The sequence below is a fragment of the Caldanaerobacter subterraneus subsp. tengcongensis MB4 genome (assembly GCF_000007085.1).
In the GTDB taxonomy this organism is placed as follows: domain Bacteria; phylum Bacillota; class Thermoanaerobacteria; order Thermoanaerobacterales; family Thermoanaerobacteraceae; genus Thermoanaerobacter; species Thermoanaerobacter subterraneus.
This window is the reverse complement of sequence record NC_003869.1, coordinates 2,333,615-2,351,150: the sequence shown is the minus strand read 5'-3', so window position 1 is coordinate 2,351,150 and position 17,536 is coordinate 2,333,615. Positions and strand designations below refer to the sequence as shown.

The following is a 17,536-nucleotide window of genomic DNA, read 5'->3' as shown; positions in this document are numbered from 1 at the left end:
AAAAGATTTTAAATAAATTTTGTGAAAGTGCCGCTATGGTTTAAGAAAGATGCTAATCCTAAATATGCTTGTTATTGCAGCAGAGTGACAAAAGAAGAAATTATAAAGGCAGTAGTAGAATATGGTGCCAACACTATGGAAGAAGTCATAAATCTTACTGGTGCAATGAGTAATTCTGATTGTCAAAAGAAAAATCCTCTAGACAAGTGCTGTCATAAAATAGTGCAGGATGCCATTGATAAGGGGTTAAATATTCGCAGTAGGTTGGCATAATAGGCGAAAAAGTATTCGCCTATTTTTTATCTTTTTATTTACCTATTTTAGAAAAAATAGTACAATTAAGGTGAAAACTTTTTTTCAAGATAAAAAGAAAATTAACAGGAGGGGTTAGGGTGAATAAAATTGTTACACGACCCAGTGAAATTGACAAAAATATGAGGGTATTGTATGCTGGAAATCACTATATAAGTTTGCCTGAGATAGATATAAATGATGCTTCTATAAAAAGTTTGAATTTTGTTTCTCTTTCAAATAAAGGACTTGTTGAACTTTCTGGAGAAGAAGCTTTGTTTGAACCCCGTTTTTACAAAAAAGGTGAGGGACTTGAAATAGTCAAAAGTGAGATAGAAGAGATATTTTCTTACATTCCTTCTATCAAATTATACCTTTCGGATGGAAGTCGTGTTTTAATAAAAATTTACGCTGATCTGAAAGAAAAAGGTTTTGTCTACGAATTTGAAAGTTCTGAAGAAATGGAAGTATACCTAATAGTTCATCCTGACAAATTGAGCTTTTTGCGTTTTAATTCCCATGAGATTGATTTTAAAAAAGAGTTTAAAATTGACAAATGGCTTAAAAACCCTGCTTTAAACGTCTATTCTTATAATGTAGCCTTTTCTCTAGCCTTTGGAGCAGAAAAGGGGTTTGACTACAGCGATGAGGGAGAAGGTGTTATCCTTAAGCTAAAACTTAATGGCAAAAACTGCTTTTACATAGCGGTAAATTCTGATATGGATGGAGCTTCTACCACTTTGATTCATCTCAAAAGAAAAGGTTTTGAAAGGATATACGAGGAAGTTTACAGATGGCTTGAGAAGAAATACATAAAATACTCCCAAGATGAATATCTGGAGAGATTACTTAACAAGAACCTATTTTTCAACTACTTTTTTGCGGTAGGCAAAGACATGGAATCGGATAGCTATGTGGCTTTAACATCAAGGAGCCCGAGGTATTACGTTTCAGGCGCTTTTTGGGAAAGAGACAGCTTTCTTTGGTCTTTTCCAGCAATAAAGCTTATTGACAGGGAATTCCACAATCTTATTGCGAGGGAGATGATATTAAGGCACAGCAAAAATGCTGGAGACCATGCTCATTACATAGACGGCACAGTGCTTTATCCAGGATTTGAATTAGATGAGGCAGCTAGCTATTTTATACTGCTTAAGGAGATGGATGTGGATTTGGATGATTTGGAGCTTATAAAGGCATTGGAGATGGTGTATAGAAGGATTGAGGAAGAATATGACCCCAAAACAGGGCTTTATAAAACTTTTCTGCTGCCTTCAGATGACCCTTCAGAATATCCTTTTGTGACAATAGACAACGTAATACTCTGGAGAGGGCTTATCAATTTAAGAGACCTTTATGTAAAGCTTAACTGGTACAAAAAAGCAGAAGAAGTTGAAAAGAAGATAAGGGGGATAGAAAAAGGAATATACGAATACTTGGTGGTAGAAGTAGAAGGGAAAAAGATATTTGCCTGGTCTTCTGATGGGGAGGGAAACTATAGGCTTTACAATGACCCGCCAGGCAATCTAGGGCTTATGTATTATTACGGTTTTGTTGACTGCAAGGATGAGATATTTAAGAATACGATTGATTACTATTATTCGCCGAAATACAAGTATTACTTTAAAGATGCGAAGATAAAAGAATTAGCCTGTGACCATCATCCGAATACTCCGTCAGGTTTAGGTCTTTGTGGAAGTCTACTAAATCCTTTAAAGAGGGAAGAGGCTTTAGGCTGGCTTAAGATGGCTAATATGGATTACGGGCTTTTAGCGGAGAGCGTTGACAAAGACACAGGAGAAGCGAAGACCGGGGTTGGCTTTGCGACAGGAGCAGGGTATCTTGCAATGGCTCTTTACAAAGTGCTTTTTGAGGAGTGAATTTTATGAAGGTTGCCTCTGTAGTTTTGAAAAAAGACGTAGTTTACAAGCTGAAATCTCAGAAAGACTGGATTTGCTGGTATGAGGATGTAATAGGGGAGTGCTGTTTGCAAAAAATTGATATTGCGGTTTTCCCTGCTCTTCTGGGGGAAGTGGGGTATTTCAGAGGAGATTTTGTTGAGATAATGAAAGACCTTTCTTCAAAATATAAGAATATTGCCATATGCCCTGGAAGTTTTTTTGAGAGAGAAGATGATGAGATTTTTCACTCTTCTTTTTTGGTGATGGAAGGGGATGTAATGCTTTTTCAACGGCAACTGTACCTTTCAAAATGGGAGAAGTTTTACGGCCTTTCAAGGGGAACTGACCTTGAAATGGCTGAGGTAAAAGGCTTTAAGGTGTCTATAATTCTTCCGACAGACTGGTTTTATCCGCAAGTACCGAGATACGCTGCTTTAAAAGGGGTTAACCTCGTACTTGCACCTATGGCAATTAAAGGGAATAGAAATTTTGCAAGGCAGATAGCTGGTGTATGGCAAAATGTACAGCAAAACCTGTTTTTTGCAGTGGAAAGTGGCTTCAAAGGCAAGTTTGAAGGAATAGAATTTTTTTCTGAGTCCGCAATTCACGCTCCGCTGGAAATGACAAAAGATGATGACGGTTTTTTGGCAAAAGAAGGAGAGGAGACTTTTATATGGGCAGAACTGGATGAAAATGAGAGAAAAAAGGCTGTTTTAAAGTTTGACGTTTTGAGTAAACTCAATGTCAAAGCTTATAAAGGGATTTTTGGGTGATGAAGATGAATGTGTTAAAGTACATTTTTAAGAAGAAAGTGTCTTCCAAAAAGGCAGAGGACTATGTAGGTAGGGTAGTTGGTATTGCGAGGAGAAGTAAGGATTACAGAAAAGTGAGGGTTTCATGCGTTCAGAGGGAAATCAAATTGACCTCTTCTTTTGAAGAATATGCAGAAAGGCTTAAAAATTTTGTGGAGGAGGCTGCTTTAAAAGATAGCGACATAGTAGTTTTTCCGGAGTACAACTTTTTTGACTTATTTGGCATAATTCCTGGATTTAAGAAGATTGATGAATATCTAAACGGCAGATCTAAGAAGGAAGGGGCGAAAGCTTCTCAAGGTGGAGGCGAAGGCCTTCTCAAGTTTATATTTGAGTCTATAGCAGGTCCTTATCAGGAAGCTCTAGAGGAATTAATGAAAGGACTTGCGAAGAAATATGGGATTTACATTTATACTGGAAGTTACATAATAAATGAAAACGGCAGGCTTTACAACGGAGGAGCGTTGATATCGAGGGAAGGAGAAATTTTAGGAAGGCAGAAGAAGATTCACCTCACTGATTTTGAGGAGAAGATAGGGCTTGATAGAGAAAATGAACTTAAAGTGTTTTTACTAGATGTAGGGAAAGTAGCTTGCCCTGTCTGCATGGATGCCACCTATTTTGAAACTTTCAGGATGGCTTATGAAATGGGGGCTGATATAGTCCTTTTGCCAATAGCTAACAATGAGGAATACAATTTCTGGAGGGCATTAAGGGGCATATGGCCAAGGGTTCAGGAGTCCTATGTGTACGGTGCCAAAGCTTCTTTGAACGGGTGGATAGGTGGAATCCACTTTACAGGAAGAGCAGGGATTTTTGCTCCAATAGATATAACTGAAAATGAGGATGGGGTTTTGGCCGTGTCTCCCCACTATGAAGGCGATTTTTTGGTAACAGCTGACCTTGACATGGCAAAGCTTCATGAAGCGAGGAAAAAAGCAGAGTATTTTGGAGATAGAAATGATGCCTTTGAAAGGGACTATTATGAAAAAGTGTATAAACCTTTATTGAAAGGAGAAAGAGGATGAAGGGAAGAAGGTTTTTCGTGCTTTTTATGTATTCTTTGGGGTACATGGGAATATCAATTTTCACTCAGACGGCGGTGAAATGGTATCAATACTATTACACTCCTCCTGCTTTCAACACACAGGGGCTTAAAATTCTTGTGCCTATAGGTCTTATAGGCTTTTCCATGATAGTTGCTCGAATTTTTGATGGGGTTTCTGATCCGATAGTCGCCTACTATTCTGACAAATTGAGGTCTAGATGGGGAAGAAGGATTCCTTTTGTGCTCTTTGGAAGCCCTGTTTTGTTTTTGTCCTTTATAATGATCTGGTTTCCTCCTGTAGAGCATGAATCTATATTAAATTTTGTTTATCTGACCTTTGTCCTTAGCTTGTTTTTTGTGGCTTTCACGGCAGTGGTAGCTCCATATCTTGCTCTTATTCCCGAGATAACAAAAAGCGCAGGGGAAAGAATCACTCTTACGATGATGCAGGGGATAACCCAGATTTTGGGCGTCATGGTGGCAGAAGCTGGTTCAGGAATTTTAATTAGGATTTTTAACTTTAAGGTTATGGGAATTATACTAGGAAGTTTTGCCTTTGTAACGCTTATGCTGACTCCTTTGTTTGTGAAGGAAGAACCAGTAAAAGAAGAGGATATGCCGACAGTCTCGATGTTTGCCTCTATAAAGATGACTTTTTCAAATAAAGACTTCATCTATTACTTGACTGCTATTACGGCATTGTGGTTTGGGCTTAATACCCTTACAATTGCTATGCCTTATATTACGGAAGTTCTTCTGAAGATTCCTGCTGAAAATTCTGGATTTATGATTGCGGGAGCCTTTGTGGTAGCTGTTTTCTTCAGTTTCTTTGTGCCAAAACTAAGCCTTGCATATGGGAAAAAGAAGGTCTTTATGGTGTTTTCAGCATTTTTTGCTCTGATACTAGGGCTTACAGGCCTTTTTGGCACGGTTTTTAGTAAAACTTTGTCTATTGTGATAATTTTGCTTGCAGGTATTCCTCTTTCTGTGTTTTTTGTGATACCCAATGCCATGATTGCAGACATAGCGGAGTTAGATGGCATTAAAGTTGGGCAGAGAAGAGAAGGTATGTTTTTTGGAGCGCAGGGATTTGTGGTAAAGGTGGTCATGGGGATTTCGTCACTTGTTACACCTCTTCTCTTTAGAGCCTTTGGATATAGCGCAGAAAGTCCCTTAGGGCTTATGCTTTGTGGGCCTTTGGCAGGGGTGTTGATACTTTTAAGCTTAGTAGTGTTTAGGAATTATTCCATATCAGAAAAGGAATTAGAGAAGAAAGGTTAAGCCTTCTTTGGTGATAACAGATTCTCAAGTTTTTAAAAAAGTGGGAGCCTGTGTTCCGGAAGATGTGCCTCTTACTTCTTTTTCAATACTCTTTGCTCGGTATAAAGGCGATTTAGAAGAACTGGTGAGGGGCGTGAAGGCGATTGAGAGATTAAAAGATGGGGACAAAGTTTTGATCGCTGAAGGTTGTACCCATCACAGGCAGGAGGATGACATAGGGACAGTGAAAATACCGAGGTGGCTTAAAGAAAAGACAGGAAAGGAATTGAAATTCAGCTGGTCAAGTGGCATGGGCTTTCCAGAAGATTTGGAGACTTACAGCCTTATAGTTCACTGCGGCGCCTGCATGCTAAACAGAAGAGAGATGATGTACAGAATTTCATATGCAAAAGAGAAGAAGGTGCCCATTGTCAATTACGGCGTGCTTATAGCCTATGTGAATGGGCTTTTGCCGAGGGCAATTGAGATGTTTAAAGGGGCAAAGAGAATATACGAAGAGGAGGAAAGCTAGGCACTAAAAATTTTTCTGTATCTTGACAATACGTAAAAGGAGTAGGCCATTGCTATTACACCGCTTACTATAAAGGTGATATGGGGGCCAAATCTTTGCGATAGTGTGCCTGCGTACATCGAACCTATAGGCGTTACTCCTCCAAATACGAGAGAATAAACGCTCATAACCCTTCCTCTGAATTCGTCGGCAGAGTTTATCTGTATTGTGGTGTTTGCAGAGGAAGTGAAGGTTACCATAAACCAGCCGGACAAAGCCAACAAAAAGGCGGTTAGGGTGTAACTATTTTGAATCCCTATAAGTATCTGAAAAAGCCCCAGACCTATGCCTCCCGCGAAGAGGTAGACTGGCTTTACTCCTCTTTTGCTTATTGATGCCAGGGTTAATGCGCCAATTAGTGCTCCTATTCCCATTGCTGACATTAAAAGTCCATAGCCCGTAGCTTCTCTGTGGAGCACATTTTTAGTAAAAACGGGCACTAAGACGTTAAAATTCATAGAAAAGGTGCTTAAAACTGCTATCATTAGGATTGTGTGCAGTATTACAGGCATATTCTTTATATAAGTCATGCCATCTTTCAGGTCTTCAATTATTCTCGTTTTTGCGTCTTTTAATTTTGGAGTTACTCCTTCTACGGTTATAAGTATAAGTCCAATTATAACTGCTATGAAGCTTGCTGAATTTAAGTAAAAGCAAATGGCATACCCTAGCTTGCCTATCAAGATTCCGGCTATAGCAGGGCCTATTATCCTGGCGGCATTGAATACTGCGGAATTCAAAGCTATGGCATTCATAAGGTCTTTTTTGCCTACCAGGTCTATTATAAAGGACTGTCTAGCTGGCACGTCTATCGTGTTTAAAAATCCGTTTATCAATGCTAAAATCAAGATTTCCCAGTAATTTATAACCTTTAAAGCTGTCAGAGTGGCTAGTATAAAAGATGTAACAGCAAAGCTTGACTGAGTAAAGAGTATTAATTTTCTTTTTGGGAATCTATCTACTATTACTCCTGCAAAAAGGGAAAAGAGCATCATAGGGAGAAACTGCACAGCACTTATGAGTCCTAATAAAAAAGAAGAATTTGTTAGTTCAAGAACTAACCATCCTTGCCCTATGTTTTGCATCCACGTTCCTATCAATGACACCATCTGACCTAACCAGAAGAGGCGAAAGTTTCTGTGTTCTAGTGCTGGAAAAGAGTCAGTAATTCTCATATAAAAGCTCTATGGATAGATTGAAATATTTTTTTGCCTCTTCTGGTTTGCTAAGTGCTATATAGAGATTTCCTAATCCTTTGTAGGCTTCTGACAGATCCTTCTTTAGTCCCAATCTTGAGAGTATTTCTGCTGATTTTAAAAGTTCTTTTTCGCTTAGTTCAAAATTGCCTTCTTTTAAGTGCAAATTCCCAAGTATTGTGTAGATTCTCCCAATTTCCTCTTCTTCTCCTAACCTTGTCACTATTTCTAAAGATTTATTTAGATACTCTAAAGCTTTGTTAAGGTCTCCTTTCAGGTAATATATTCTACCAATTTCTGTTAAATTGTATGCCATTCCTCTTTCGTTTTCCAGCTCTTTATAAAGGGAGTAGCTCTTTGTAAAGTATTTTTCTGCGATGTCATATTTTTTGAGGTCTGTGTATACGAATCCCAGGTAGTTGTACTCATTAGCTATGTCTGCTTTTAGGTTAAGGGTTTTGCTAATGAGTATTGCTCGCCTTATGTATTTTATTGCGTCTTTATACTGTTTGAGTTCATAGTTTACAAGCCCTAATCCGTTGTTTGCTAGAGCTATGAAGTCTACAGCTTCAATTTGTGTGGCGTATTCTAAGCATTTCATGTAATAATCTCTTGCTTTTATGAATTCTCCCATTTTGCTGTAGAGGTTTGCAATGCTGTAAAGGATGCGAGCTTTTGAGTGTAAATTTTTGGATGAGTATTTTTCATGAGCTTCTAAGGCTTTTAAGTAGTTTTCAAGAGAAGCTTGGAAGTTTTGCAGGTTACCAAGGCTTAAGCCTTTTATGTGGTATAGTTCTACTAAAATTCCGTCATTGAGCTTTTTTTCAAAATAGGGCAGAATTTTATCAACTACTTCTAAGGCTTTTGAATAGTTTTTAGTTTCAACATAACATTTGGCAAGGTGAAAATTTATTATGTTTGTGGAATACTCGTCTATTGAATTTTCTAAAATTTCAAGGTATAATTTAATCGCTTCCTCGTAGTTTTTATTGTCAAAAAAGCGCTCAGCAGTGAGGAATTTTTCAAGTATTGTCTTGTATTTTTCAAGTTCTTTTTTTAGTTCTTCTTTTTCTACATAGTCTTCATCTAAAAAGTATGTTATGGGTTTATTTAGTCTTTCTGCAATGTAACTTAATGCTTTGAGGGAGGGACTAATTTTCCCCTTTTCAATAAGGCTTATGTAGCCTTTTGAAAATTCTCCTCCCGATAGGTCTCCTTGTTTTAGAAACTGGCGCTTTCTCTCTTCCCTTATTCTTCTTCCTAATTCTGCCATATCCATAAGGACCACTCCTTTAAAGTGTGCTAAAATATATTATAATTTAATTTGGCAACTTTTTCAACAGGGGAGAAAAGAAAAAATTTAACTATATAAAAAATACTGAAAGTGATATAATATTATCCGTAAACACTTTCTCGGGGTGATATTTGTGAGCGAACTAGCTATAGTAGGATTGGGATCAGGGTCAATGGACAGTTTGACAGTAGGAGCTTTAAAGAAATTGGAAGAAGCTGAGCGGATTTTTCTAAGGACTGCCAAGCATTCTGTTGTGAAAGAGCTGGAAAAGAAGGGCTTTATTTTCGAAACTTTTGACAGTTTTTATGAAAAGTACGAGACTTTTGAAGAAGTGTATGAGAATATAGCACGAGAGGTTATAGAAAAGGCAAAAAAATATCAAAAAGTAGTTTATGCGGTTCCTGGACATCCATATGTGGGCGAAAAAACTGTAGAGTACATATTAAACTTTTGCGATGGATGTGCCGATATATCAATAGAACTGGTTCCTGCGGTTTCATCAATTGATGCGATTTTGAACGATTTGAAGGTTGACCCTGTGGAAGGATTAAAAATAATTGATGCTCTCTCTCTAAGTGAGCAAAGGCCGGATAAGAGATGCCACAATATAGTGCTGCAGGTTTATGATAAGTTTGTTGCATCAGAAGTGAAATTGAAGCTGGCAGAAGTTTATGGAGATACTCATGAAGTGGTAGTTATAAAAAACGCTGGGATGAGGGATCGAAAAATTGAAAAAGTGCCTATATACGAGATTGACAGGTTAGATTGGATTGATTATTTGACTTCTCTGTACATTCCTCCTGTAAAAGGATTTTTTCAGGAAAAATACGATATATACGACCTTTTGGATATAATGAAGGCTTTGAGGGCTGAGGATGGATGCCCTTGGGATAGGGAACAAACCCATAAGACTTTAGAGAAGTACTTAATTGAAGAAAGCTATGAGCTAGTTGATGCCATTGAAAAAGAGGCAGAGGACAAAATGGTGGAAGAGCTGGGAGATGTCCTTTTGCAGGTGGTTTTCCACTCTCAAATAGCGGCGGAAAGGGGAACATTCGACTTTGGAGAAGTTGTAGATAGAATATGCAAAAAGATGATTTGGCGCCATCCCCACGTTTTTGGCGAAGAAAAGGTAAAAAATTCTCAGGAAGTTTTGGACAAGTGGGAAAAATTAAAATGGGAAGAGAAAAAAAGAGAAGAAAAGGAACTTAATTCTTACACGGATGTTTTGAGGGATGTGCCAAGGTATGTGCCTGCTTTGATGAGAAGTTTTAAGGTGCAGGAAAAGGCTTCAAGGGTGGGGTTTGATTGGGATCGGGTTGAGGAGGCGTTTTCAAAAATTTATGAAGAATTAGAGGAATTAAAGGAGGTGTATAAAGGAGAAAATAAGGAAAAGATAAAGGAAGAGATAGGTGATTTGATCTTTGCGGTAGTCAATGTGGCAAGGTTTTTAGATGTGGACCCTGAACAAGCTACTCATCAGACGGTTGAGAAGTTTATTGAGAGGTTTTCCTATATAGAGAGGGAAGCCAGAAAGAAAGGCATGAAGTTGGAAAATATGACATTAAGTGACATGGATGCTCTTTGGAATGAGGCGAAGGCGAATAATTTTAATAAAAAAAATGAAAAATAAGCTTAAATTAGCAGGATTTTTCGATTTTGTGAAGAATAAATAAAAAGTAAAAGTATATTTAAAAATAACGAAGGAGGGTATTGATTGTGAATAAGGCAGAGCTTGTTGCGAAAATTGCTGAAAAAAGCGAGTTGACCAAGAAAGATGCTGAGAAGGCATTGAACGCTTTCATCGAAGCAGTTCAGGAAGCATTAAAAAATGGTGACAAAGTCCAGCTAGTAGGTTTTGGGACTTTTGAAGTTAGGGAGAGGGCAGAGAGGAAGGGCAGAAATCCTCAGACAAGAGAGGAAATAACAATCCCTGCATCAAAAGCTCCTATCTTCAAGGCTGGAAAGGCTTTAAAGGATTTGGTGAATTCTTAAAAAGAAAATCAGGTCGGTTTCGACCTGATTTTCTTACTTTTAAGGAGGTGGAAATTTTGAGAGTGGACAAATTTTTGAAAGTTTCAAGGCTTATAAAAAGGCGCACAGTGGCAAAGGAGGCTTGTGATAAAGGGCTTGTTTTTATAAACGGCAAGCAGGCGAAAGGAAGTGACCAGGTGAAAGAAGGAGATATTTTGGAACTGCATCTGGGAGATAGGGTAGTGAAAGTAGAGGTTTTAAAAGTAAAAGAGCATGTATTGAAAGAAGAGTCTTCTGATATGTATAAAGTGTTAGAGGAATGAATTATTTAACAAAATCCCTCAAATACTATTAATAAAAGTATCTGGGAGGGATTTTGTTTGAATAAATTTAGAAAAATTTTGGCTGTTTTTCTTGCAATAAGTATTGCTTTTTCTATTACATCTTGCAAGGGACCTGCTAAGAAACCTGAGCCTGTGAGGAAGCCTAAGATGGATCTTCCTCAAATACCTTCGAAAATAAGCAAAGGGGAAAATAAAGAGCCTGTCCTTAAGGTTTACGTGGTTCAAAAAGGCAGAATAGAGGAAATGCCTTTGGAGAAATACGTCGAGGGTACTGTGGCAGGGGAGATAAAAAATGACTGGCCCATTGAAGCTATAAAAGCTCAGGCTATTTTAGCTAGGACATATGTGCTAAATTTTGTTAAGACAAAAAAGTCCAAGTACAAAGGTGCAGATATATCGACAGATTTTGAAGAGGCACAGGCCTGGAATCCGGCGAATGTGAATGAACGGATAAAAAAAGCTGTTGAAGAGACAAGAGGAGTTGTTGCTGTGTACAATGGCGATTTTATAAATGCCTGGTTTCACTCTCATTCAGCGGGGCGGACAGCTCTTGCAAAAGAAGGACTTAATTACAAAAAGGGAGAGCCTCCTTACATTGTAAGTGTTCAGTCTAAAGAAAGTGATAAAGCTCCACACAATGTAAAAAGTTGGAGTGCTTCTTTTACAAAAGGAGAAGTTTTAAGTGCTTTAAAGAAGATGGGGGTGAGTATAGGCGATTTTAAAGAAGTTAAAATAGGTAAAAGGGGTCCTTCAGGAAGAGTGGTAACTTTACTATTCGATAAGACTCCCGTCAATGCCCCCGATTTTAGGATGGCAATAGGGAGTGAAAGGCTTAAGTCCACTGTGATAGATGAAGTGCGTTACGACGGAAGTAGAGTTTTTTTCAAAGGCAGAGGATTTGGACACGGAGTAGGTATGTCTCAGTGGGGAGCATATCAAATGGCAGAGGAAGGTAAAAAAGCGAAGGATATTTTGAATTACTATTTCAAAGGGATAAATATAGTTAAAATATGGGATTAGGGAATTTTTGTTCTAAAAAATGTACAAGAGTCATAGATAATAGTAGCTGCAAAAATAAAGGGGGAATCTTTTATGGAGGATAAAAGGTTTGTGCAGAAAGGGACAAAGCCCCATAATGTGTCTATAGAAAATAGAGAGAAGATGAGTATCACGGGGGTTGTGAATGTGATAAGTTTTGATGAAGAATCTGTGATTGTGGAGACAGAGATGGGGATTTTGACTGTAAGGGGGCAGGGTCTTCACATCAACAAGCTCAATCTGGATGAGGGACAAGTATCATTAGATGGAGAAATTATAAATCTAAATTACTCTGAAAAAGGAGGACTTGTTTCAAAGTCTGGAGGATTTATAAGCAGGATGTTTAGATAAGTCGCGCAATGCGGCTTTTTTATTTTGCCTTTTCTTGCTATAATAAAAGTGCAAAACTGTTCAGTAAGCTATGAGGTGAGAATATGGCAGAGGAGAAGAAAAACTGGTTTAAAGAGTTGACTTTTAAAGAGAAATTGCACTACATATGGGATTACTACAAAATCCACATAATTGTGGGATTACTTTTGATATACGTTTTGACTACTTTTACTTTGAGCATGATAAATAGAAAGGAATACGTTTTAAACATAGCTTTAATAGGTGAAAGCGTAGATTTTGACAGGTTAAGCCAATTTTCTCATGAAGTGACAAAAGAACTTGTAGGAAATCCCTCAGATAAAAAAGAGGCTTCAGTAGATTTTTACAAGCTGATGAGAGACTCCCAAGGAGAACTTATATTAGATCCAGCTTCTACTCAAAAGTTGATTGCCAGAATTGCAGCAGAGCAGATAGATGTCATCATACTGGATAAAAAGAGCTTTGATGCGCTGGCGGTCCAGGGAGCTTTTTTGAGGCTGGACAAGACTGAAGGGCTAGACCTTAAAGATTATAAAGTGGCGAAAACTTTGAAAGATGTGAATGGCGTCAAAAAAGGCGTTTATGGGATATATGTGAATTCTGATAATCGATGGTTAAAGCAAATTGGCTATGACTATCATGACAAGATAATTGCAGTTCTTTCTAATTCGGAACATAAAGATCTGGCGATAAAATTTGTGAAGTGGCTCTTAAAAGGATGAAGGGAGAGGAGCAGATGAAAAAAGTTTTTTTGGTGGATTTTGATGGAACTGTGACCAAAAAAGATGCTGTCTACATGATGGTAGAGAAGTTTGCAAAGGAAGGTTGGCAGTATTACAATGAGTTGTGGGAAAAAGGAGAGATGTCTACAGAAGAGTGTGCTATTGAGACTTTAAAGCTAATGGAAGTGTCTGAAGAAGAGCTTTTTAAATTTATAATGGAAAATGTAGAAATAGATGACCATTTCCTGGAGTTTTTAGGGGTAACAAAAGAAAAAGAATATGAAGTAGTTATTGTCAGCGATGGATACGATTTTATAATAGAGGCGGTGATGAAAAAGTATAATTTAAAACTTCCCTACTATAGCAATAAAATGTGGTTTGAAGGGGGAAAAATAAAAGTAGCTTTTCCCTATAAAGATAAAGAGTGCGATAAATGTGGAATGTGTAAACTCAATATTTTAAAAGAGTACAGAAAAAAGGGATATAGTGTTGCCTTTGTAGGAGATGGGTATTCTGATTTCTGTGTGGTGGAACATGCTGATGAGGTTTTTGCTAAAGACGTGTTAGCAGATTACTGCGAGGAAAAAGGAATTAAATATTTTCGATTTGGTAGCTTCAAAGACATAATAAGATATGTAAAGCGATAAACACTAATGAGTGTTTATCGCTTTTACAAGAGGGGGAAGTACCTGCTTTTTGCGAGAAATCACGTAAGGAAGATAGAAACTGTTGTTTTGTATCTTTACATCAAAGGCCCTTTCTAGGAGTTCTTTGTTATCGCCTACAAAGAGGATTTCTGACCCTTCGTTTATGATGTCTGTCAGCATAAGAAGCAGTATGTCGTATCCTTTATCACTTCTTACTTTTTCCATGAAGGAGATGAGGTCTTTTTTGAGTTCCCCTGGATCGGCTAAGGTGTTTACCTGTCCTATGCCTATCTTGTATTTGTTTACTGTGAATTCTTTAAAGTCGGTGTAGAAGATTTCTTCTACTGTTTTGCCCTCTAATGAAGTTCCTGCTTTGAACATCTGGTTCCCGAACTCGTTTATATCTATTTCTGCTATTTCTGCAAGCTTTTTCGCGGCTCTCACATCTTCAGGGGTGCAGGTAGGTGATTTGAAAACAAGCGTGTCAGATAGTATGGCAGCGCACATTATGCCAGCTATTTTCGGGTCGGGAATCAGCCCTTTTTCTTCATAAAGCCGGTTTATTATGGTGGCTGTAGAGCCTACGGGATGGTTTCTAAAAAGTATCGGCTGATCTGTTTCGATTGTGCCAAGTCTATGATGGTCAATTATCTCGAGTATTCTCGCTTGTTCTATTCCTTCCACAGCTTGGGAAAACTCATTGTGGTCGACTAAAATTACATTTTTTCTTTCGTAGTCTAGGATGTGCCTCCTTCCTAAAAGCCCTACAACTCTTCCTTCCTCGTCTAATACGGGGAAATTGCGGTACCTATATTTTAACATTACCTCTTTTACATCGTCAATGTAATCAGTGAGTCTGAAGCTCACTATGTCTTCTTTTTTTATGACATAAGACAGAGGAATGCTTTGATTTAAAAGTTTTACCGTATCAAAGGTGTCAGGGGAGACTTTTATTATAGTTACTTCATGCTTTTCAGCTAAGTCTAAAATTTTTTCTGAGACTTGATTGTTTCCCGTTATTATCAAAGCTTTTACGCCTTTTTGAATTGCGGCTTCCTGGATGTCTTCTCTGTCTCCCACTATCAACGTATCTCCTTCTTTTATCCTCTTTAGGACATTTTCTTTTGACATGGCGGCTACCAGTATGTTTCCTTCTATATAGTCTAGGTATCTTAATAAAATCTCTCCTTTTAAAGTTGCAAGTAGGTTTTCAATTGGTATTCTGTATTTAGATAGTTCGTGGGCAGAAGAGAGGTAAGCTTTTGCTAAATCCCCTACTGTTGCTATTCCTATGAGTTTATTCTCGTCATCCACTACTGCAAGTGTCCTTATGTTTTTCTCCATCATTGCGTTCCAGGCTTCGAACATAGAAGTGTTTTCTTTAAATATTAAAGGTTTGTCAAACTTTATATCTTGAACCTGAGTATATACATTTTCAATAAAGATTGGTTCTTCTATGCCAAAGTAATCCAGCACAAACTTTGTCTCTCTATTTATAGGTCCAAGCCGCACGGGGATAGCGTTTATCCCTTCTGTTATTCTTTTTAAGTGAGCATATGCTATAGCAGAGCAAATTGAGTCAGTGTCCGGGTTTTTATGACCACATACATATACCGTCTTCATTTCTGCATCGCCCCTGTTTTTAATTTTCATGGTTGTGGTTGTGGATAAATATAATATAACAGGAAAAGGAGGAGATGTAAATGGTAATTACTATACAAAGCCAAATTTATTCTTTTTTGGTTACGGTTTATGGAGGATTTATACTGGGGGCATTATATGATATTTTTAAAGTGATGCGGAAAGTATTTCATCTGAAAAAAGCTTTTGTCCCAGCTGCTGATATTATATTTTGGCTCATCAGTACAGTTATTATGCTGTACTTCCTCTATATGAGCAATTATATAGAACTGAGGTTTTATAATTTTCTTGGTTTTTTATTTGGAGTTTTGCTGTATTACTTTTTGCTGAGCGAGTTTGTCACAGAGATTTTAATTATAGTCACAACGGGAATAGTGAATTTCTTTAAGTTTGTGGCAGGAATTTTATTAAAACCTTTTGGAACTGCCATTAGGTTTTTTAAAAAACCTTGGGATTTTGCGAAAAATAGTATTGGAGAGGAACTTAAATATTTTAAAATTTTTAAAGGGAAAAAATAGAGGAGTTTTTAAAAATGTGTCGAATTACACTATTATAAAGGCTTTTGGAAAGAGGGAGAGAGATGAAAAAACTAAAGAAGATATTGCTTTTTGGCTTTATCTTTTACCTCGCCTTCACTTTTTTGGGTCAGCAGCTTACTTTGATGAGATTGGATAGTAAATATAAAGAATTAAAGGCTAAAGAGGCTGCTGTGCTTAAAGAAAATGAAAGCCTGAAAAAAACTTTAGAAGAAGTTAACAGCGATAGTTTTATAGAGAGAGAAGCCAGAGAAAAGCTTGGCCTTGTCAAAAAAGGAGAGATAATATACATAGATATTTCAAAGAACAAAGGGGGTGGTGAGGGGAAATAGAGGTCAAAAAATCCTGTTGAAATATTTTCTGTTTTAATATATAATAATTCCATTAGCAAAAACTTGAGAGGGAGGATATTTACTTTTATGCCGTTTGAAGTTGGGGATATTGTCGAAGGAACTGTATTGAACATCACAGACTTTGGAGCTTTCATTAAGCTACCGGAGGGGAAAACGGGGCTGGTTCACATCTCTGAAGTTGCGAACACATACGTGAAAAACATCAGGGACTTCTTGAAAGAAAACGACAGGGTTAAAGTAAAAATTTTGTCCATGGAACCAAATGGAAAAATAAGCCTGTCTATAAAGAAGGCAATGCCGCAAAAAACTCCTAAAGAAAAAGATTTTGCATGGCAAAACAGCAGAAACAACAATAACAGTTCTTTTGAAGAGAAATTATTAAAATTTTTAAAGGATTCTGATGAAAGACAGCAACAGCTTAGAAAGCATTTAGATTCAAAAAGAAGAAATACAAGTTACAGAAGAAGCAATGGATATTAACTTCGGGGCCTCCCGAAGATTTTTCATAAGTTGGGGGTTGTTATGAGAGTCTCTGCGATAGATATTGGAACAAATTCTGTCAGACAATTGATATGCGACGTAGAAGATGGCAGTTTAATTAGATTGCGTAAAGATGTAAAAATAACCCGTTTAGGGGAAGGATTAATAAAAACGGGTAGACTAAACCCTGGTGCTGTTCAGAGAACTGTGGAGACGATAGAGGAATTTATATCAATGGCAGAGAAGGAAGGTGTAGATGAGATTTATGCTTTTGCTACTTCTGCTATGAGAGAAGCTAAAAATAAGGAGCTATTTTTGGATAATTTTTCAAAATTTAATATAGCATTAGATATACTAGACGGTGATACTGAAAGCCTATTTGGCTATATAGGTGCTGTCAAAGGGATAAAATTGGATAAAGCGTTGGTTATTGATATAGGAGGAGGGAGTACAGAGTTAGCCTATAAAGGTTTTGAATTTATAAAAGAAAGTTTTGGTATAGGAGCAGTGAAACTTACAGAAGAATTCGTAAAAAGTGACCCTCCCTCTTTAGAAGAATACAACGATATGAGGCTTTACATAATAGATACAGTGGTAAATTCAATAGGCAAGTATAATGAAATTGAAAGGCTTGTTGGAATTGGAGGGACTATCACAAGTTTAGCAGCAGTATCACAGCAATTGGAAATTTATTCGGAGGAAAAAGTACACGGATATGTTCTAGAGAGGGAGGAAATAAAGAGAATTTTAGATAGATTTATGTCCGTTTCTCTTGAGGAAAGGAAAAAAATAGCTGGTCTTCAGCCAGAAAGAGCCGATATAATAATTGCTGGAACAGCTATTTTACTTACTCTTTTAGAAATATTTAATAAAAAAGAAATTACTGTAAGCGAATGGGACAACCTAGAAGGAGCAGTGTTGTATAAGTTTGGCGGTATGAATATATAATTTGTTTTGTATAGATGAGATATTTTGCTGTCTTTATGACAGCTTTTTTAATAATTGGATGAAATTGTACAAAAGAAAAATAAAAAATAATCGTCATCTCAGAAGAAACAA

18 protein-coding genes and 2 pseudogenes are annotated in these 17,536 nt (G+C 37.3%); 17 read left to right on the top strand and 3 right to left on the bottom strand.

The genetic code is table 11. The features are described 5' to 3' along the window. Positions 1 to 21: 21 nt before the first annotated feature. From TTE_RS11775 to TTE_RS14425, 6 genes and pseudogenes are all read left to right on the top strand, one after another. Positions 22 to 273 (top strand): annotated as a pseudogene (locus TTE_RS11775) ((2Fe-2S)-binding protein); the annotation flags it as partial. A gap of 119 nt (positions 274 to 392) precedes the next feature. Further along, positions 393 to 2,171 (top strand): glycoside hydrolase family 125 protein, encoded by a 1,779-nt coding sequence (locus TTE_RS11770; RefSeq protein WP_011026482.1) that lies wholly within the window; start codon positions 393 to 395, stop codon positions 2,169 to 2,171. Positions 2,172 to 2,176: 5 nt separating this feature from the next. Further along, positions 2,177 to 2,965, top strand: a complete 789-nt coding sequence (locus TTE_RS11765) for a carbon-nitrogen hydrolase family protein (protein WP_009610378.1) — start codon at positions 2,177 to 2,179, stop codon at positions 2,963 to 2,965. A gap of 5 nt (positions 2,966 to 2,970) precedes the next feature. Continuing rightward, complete coding sequence (locus tag TTE_RS11760; protein WP_407636730.1) at positions 2,971 to 4,032, top strand: nitrilase-related carbon-nitrogen hydrolase; 1,062 nt, start codon at positions 2,971 to 2,973, stop codon at positions 4,030 to 4,032. Beyond that, positions 4,029 to 5,333 (top strand): MFS transporter, encoded by a 1,305-nt coding sequence (locus TTE_RS11755; protein ID WP_011026481.1) that lies wholly within the window; start codon positions 4,029 to 4,031, stop codon positions 5,331 to 5,333. Before TTE_RS11760 ends, TTE_RS11755 begins: the two co-directional genes overlap by 4 nt. Beyond that, positions 5,332 to 5,844 (top strand): annotated as a pseudogene (locus TTE_RS14425) ([FeFe] hydrogenase H-cluster maturation GTPase HydF); the annotation flags it as partial. The gene TTE_RS11755 and the pseudogene TTE_RS14425, both read left to right, overlap by 2 nt. On the opposite strand, the gene TTE_RS11745 reads toward TTE_RS14425, so the two are convergent. After that, positions 5,841 to 7,058 carry an MFS transporter gene (locus tag TTE_RS11745; RefSeq protein ID WP_011026479.1) on the bottom strand — a complete coding sequence of 406 codons (1,218 nt, stop codon included), beginning with the start codon at positions 7,056 to 7,058 and terminating at the stop codon, positions 5,841 to 5,843. The pseudogene TTE_RS14425 and the gene TTE_RS11745 sit on opposite strands and share 4 nt — an antisense overlap. After that, the gene (locus TTE_RS11740) at positions 7,045 to 8,358 is read right to left on the bottom strand and encodes a tetratricopeptide repeat protein (protein WP_011026478.1); all 1,314 of its coding nucleotides are present in this window, start codon (positions 8,356 to 8,358) and stop codon (positions 7,045 to 7,047) included. Before TTE_RS11740 ends, TTE_RS11745 begins: the two co-directional genes overlap by 14 nt. Before the next feature lie 148 nt (positions 8,359 to 8,506). On the opposite strand from TTE_RS11740, the gene mazG reads away from it, so the two are divergent. The 7 genes from mazG (at position 8,507) to TTE_RS11705 (ending at position 13,467) form a co-directional block, all read left to right on the top strand. Beyond that, positions 8,507 to 10,006, top strand: coding sequence for a nucleoside triphosphate pyrophosphohydrolase (gene mazG, locus TTE_RS11735; RefSeq protein ID WP_011026477.1), 1,500 nt, complete (start codon positions 8,507 to 8,509; stop codon positions 10,004 to 10,006). Between the two features lie 86 nt (positions 10,007 to 10,092). After that, on the top strand, positions 10,093 to 10,368 hold the full coding sequence (locus tag TTE_RS11730) for an HU family DNA-binding protein (RefSeq protein ID WP_011026476.1): 276 nt from the start codon (positions 10,093 to 10,095) through the stop codon (positions 10,366 to 10,368). A 56-nt stretch (positions 10,369 to 10,424) separates the two neighbouring features. Next, positions 10,425 to 10,670, top strand: coding sequence for an RNA-binding S4 domain-containing protein (locus TTE_RS11725; RefSeq protein ID WP_031313922.1), 246 nt, complete (start codon positions 10,425 to 10,427; stop codon positions 10,668 to 10,670). Positions 10,671 to 10,727: 57 nt separating this feature from the next. Further along, the gene (locus tag TTE_RS11720; RefSeq protein WP_011026474.1) at positions 10,728 to 11,711 is read left to right on the top strand and encodes a SpoIID/LytB domain-containing protein; all 984 of its coding nucleotides are present in this window, start codon (positions 10,728 to 10,730) and stop codon (positions 11,709 to 11,711) included. Positions 11,712 to 11,783: 72 nt separating this feature from the next. Continuing rightward, on the top strand, positions 11,784 to 12,080 hold the full coding sequence (yabP, locus tag TTE_RS11715; RefSeq protein WP_011026473.1) for a sporulation protein YabP: 297 nt from the start codon (positions 11,784 to 11,786) through the stop codon (positions 12,078 to 12,080). Between the two features lie 83 nt (positions 12,081 to 12,163). Further along, positions 12,164 to 12,820, top strand: coding sequence for an ABC transporter substrate-binding protein (locus TTE_RS11710; RefSeq protein ID WP_011026472.1), 657 nt, complete (start codon positions 12,164 to 12,166; stop codon positions 12,818 to 12,820). Positions 12,821 to 12,834: 14 nt separating this feature from the next. Next, on the top strand, positions 12,835 to 13,467 hold the full coding sequence (locus tag TTE_RS11705) for an MtnX-like HAD-IB family phosphatase (RefSeq protein ID WP_041587375.1): 633 nt from the start codon (positions 12,835 to 12,837) through the stop codon (positions 13,465 to 13,467). A 3-nt stretch (positions 13,468 to 13,470) separates the two neighbouring features. Here TTE_RS11705 and TTE_RS11700 read toward each other — a convergent pair whose 3' ends face one another. Continuing rightward, positions 13,471 to 15,090: a putative manganese-dependent inorganic diphosphatase gene (locus tag TTE_RS11700; RefSeq protein WP_011026470.1), complete on the bottom strand. Its 1,620-nt coding sequence runs from the start codon at positions 15,088 to 15,090 to the stop codon at positions 13,471 to 13,473. Between the two features lie 80 nt (positions 15,091 to 15,170). On the opposite strand from TTE_RS11700, the gene yabQ reads away from it, so the two are divergent. The 4 genes from yabQ (at position 15,171) to TTE_RS11680 (ending at position 17,425) form a co-directional block, all read left to right on the top strand. Beyond that, a complete protein-coding gene (yabQ, locus tag TTE_RS11695; protein WP_011026469.1) occupies positions 15,171 to 15,626 on the top strand; it encodes a spore cortex biosynthesis protein YabQ in 456 nt (151 codons plus the stop codon). A gap of 62 nt (positions 15,627 to 15,688) precedes the next feature. Beyond that, the gene (locus TTE_RS11690; protein ID WP_041587227.1) at positions 15,689 to 15,976 is read left to right on the top strand and encodes an FtsB family cell division protein; all 288 of its coding nucleotides are present in this window, start codon (positions 15,689 to 15,691) and stop codon (positions 15,974 to 15,976) included. Positions 15,977 to 16,063: 87 nt separating this feature from the next. Next, positions 16,064 to 16,477: a S1 domain-containing RNA-binding protein gene (locus TTE_RS11685; RefSeq protein WP_011026467.1), complete on the top strand. Its 414-nt coding sequence runs from the start codon at positions 16,064 to 16,066 to the stop codon at positions 16,475 to 16,477. A 42-nt stretch (positions 16,478 to 16,519) separates the two neighbouring features. Then, positions 16,520 to 17,425, top strand: coding sequence for a Ppx/GppA phosphatase family protein (locus TTE_RS11680; protein WP_011026466.1), 906 nt, complete (start codon positions 16,520 to 16,522; stop codon positions 17,423 to 17,425). The last annotated feature ends 111 nt before the right edge of the window (positions 17,426 to 17,536 follow it).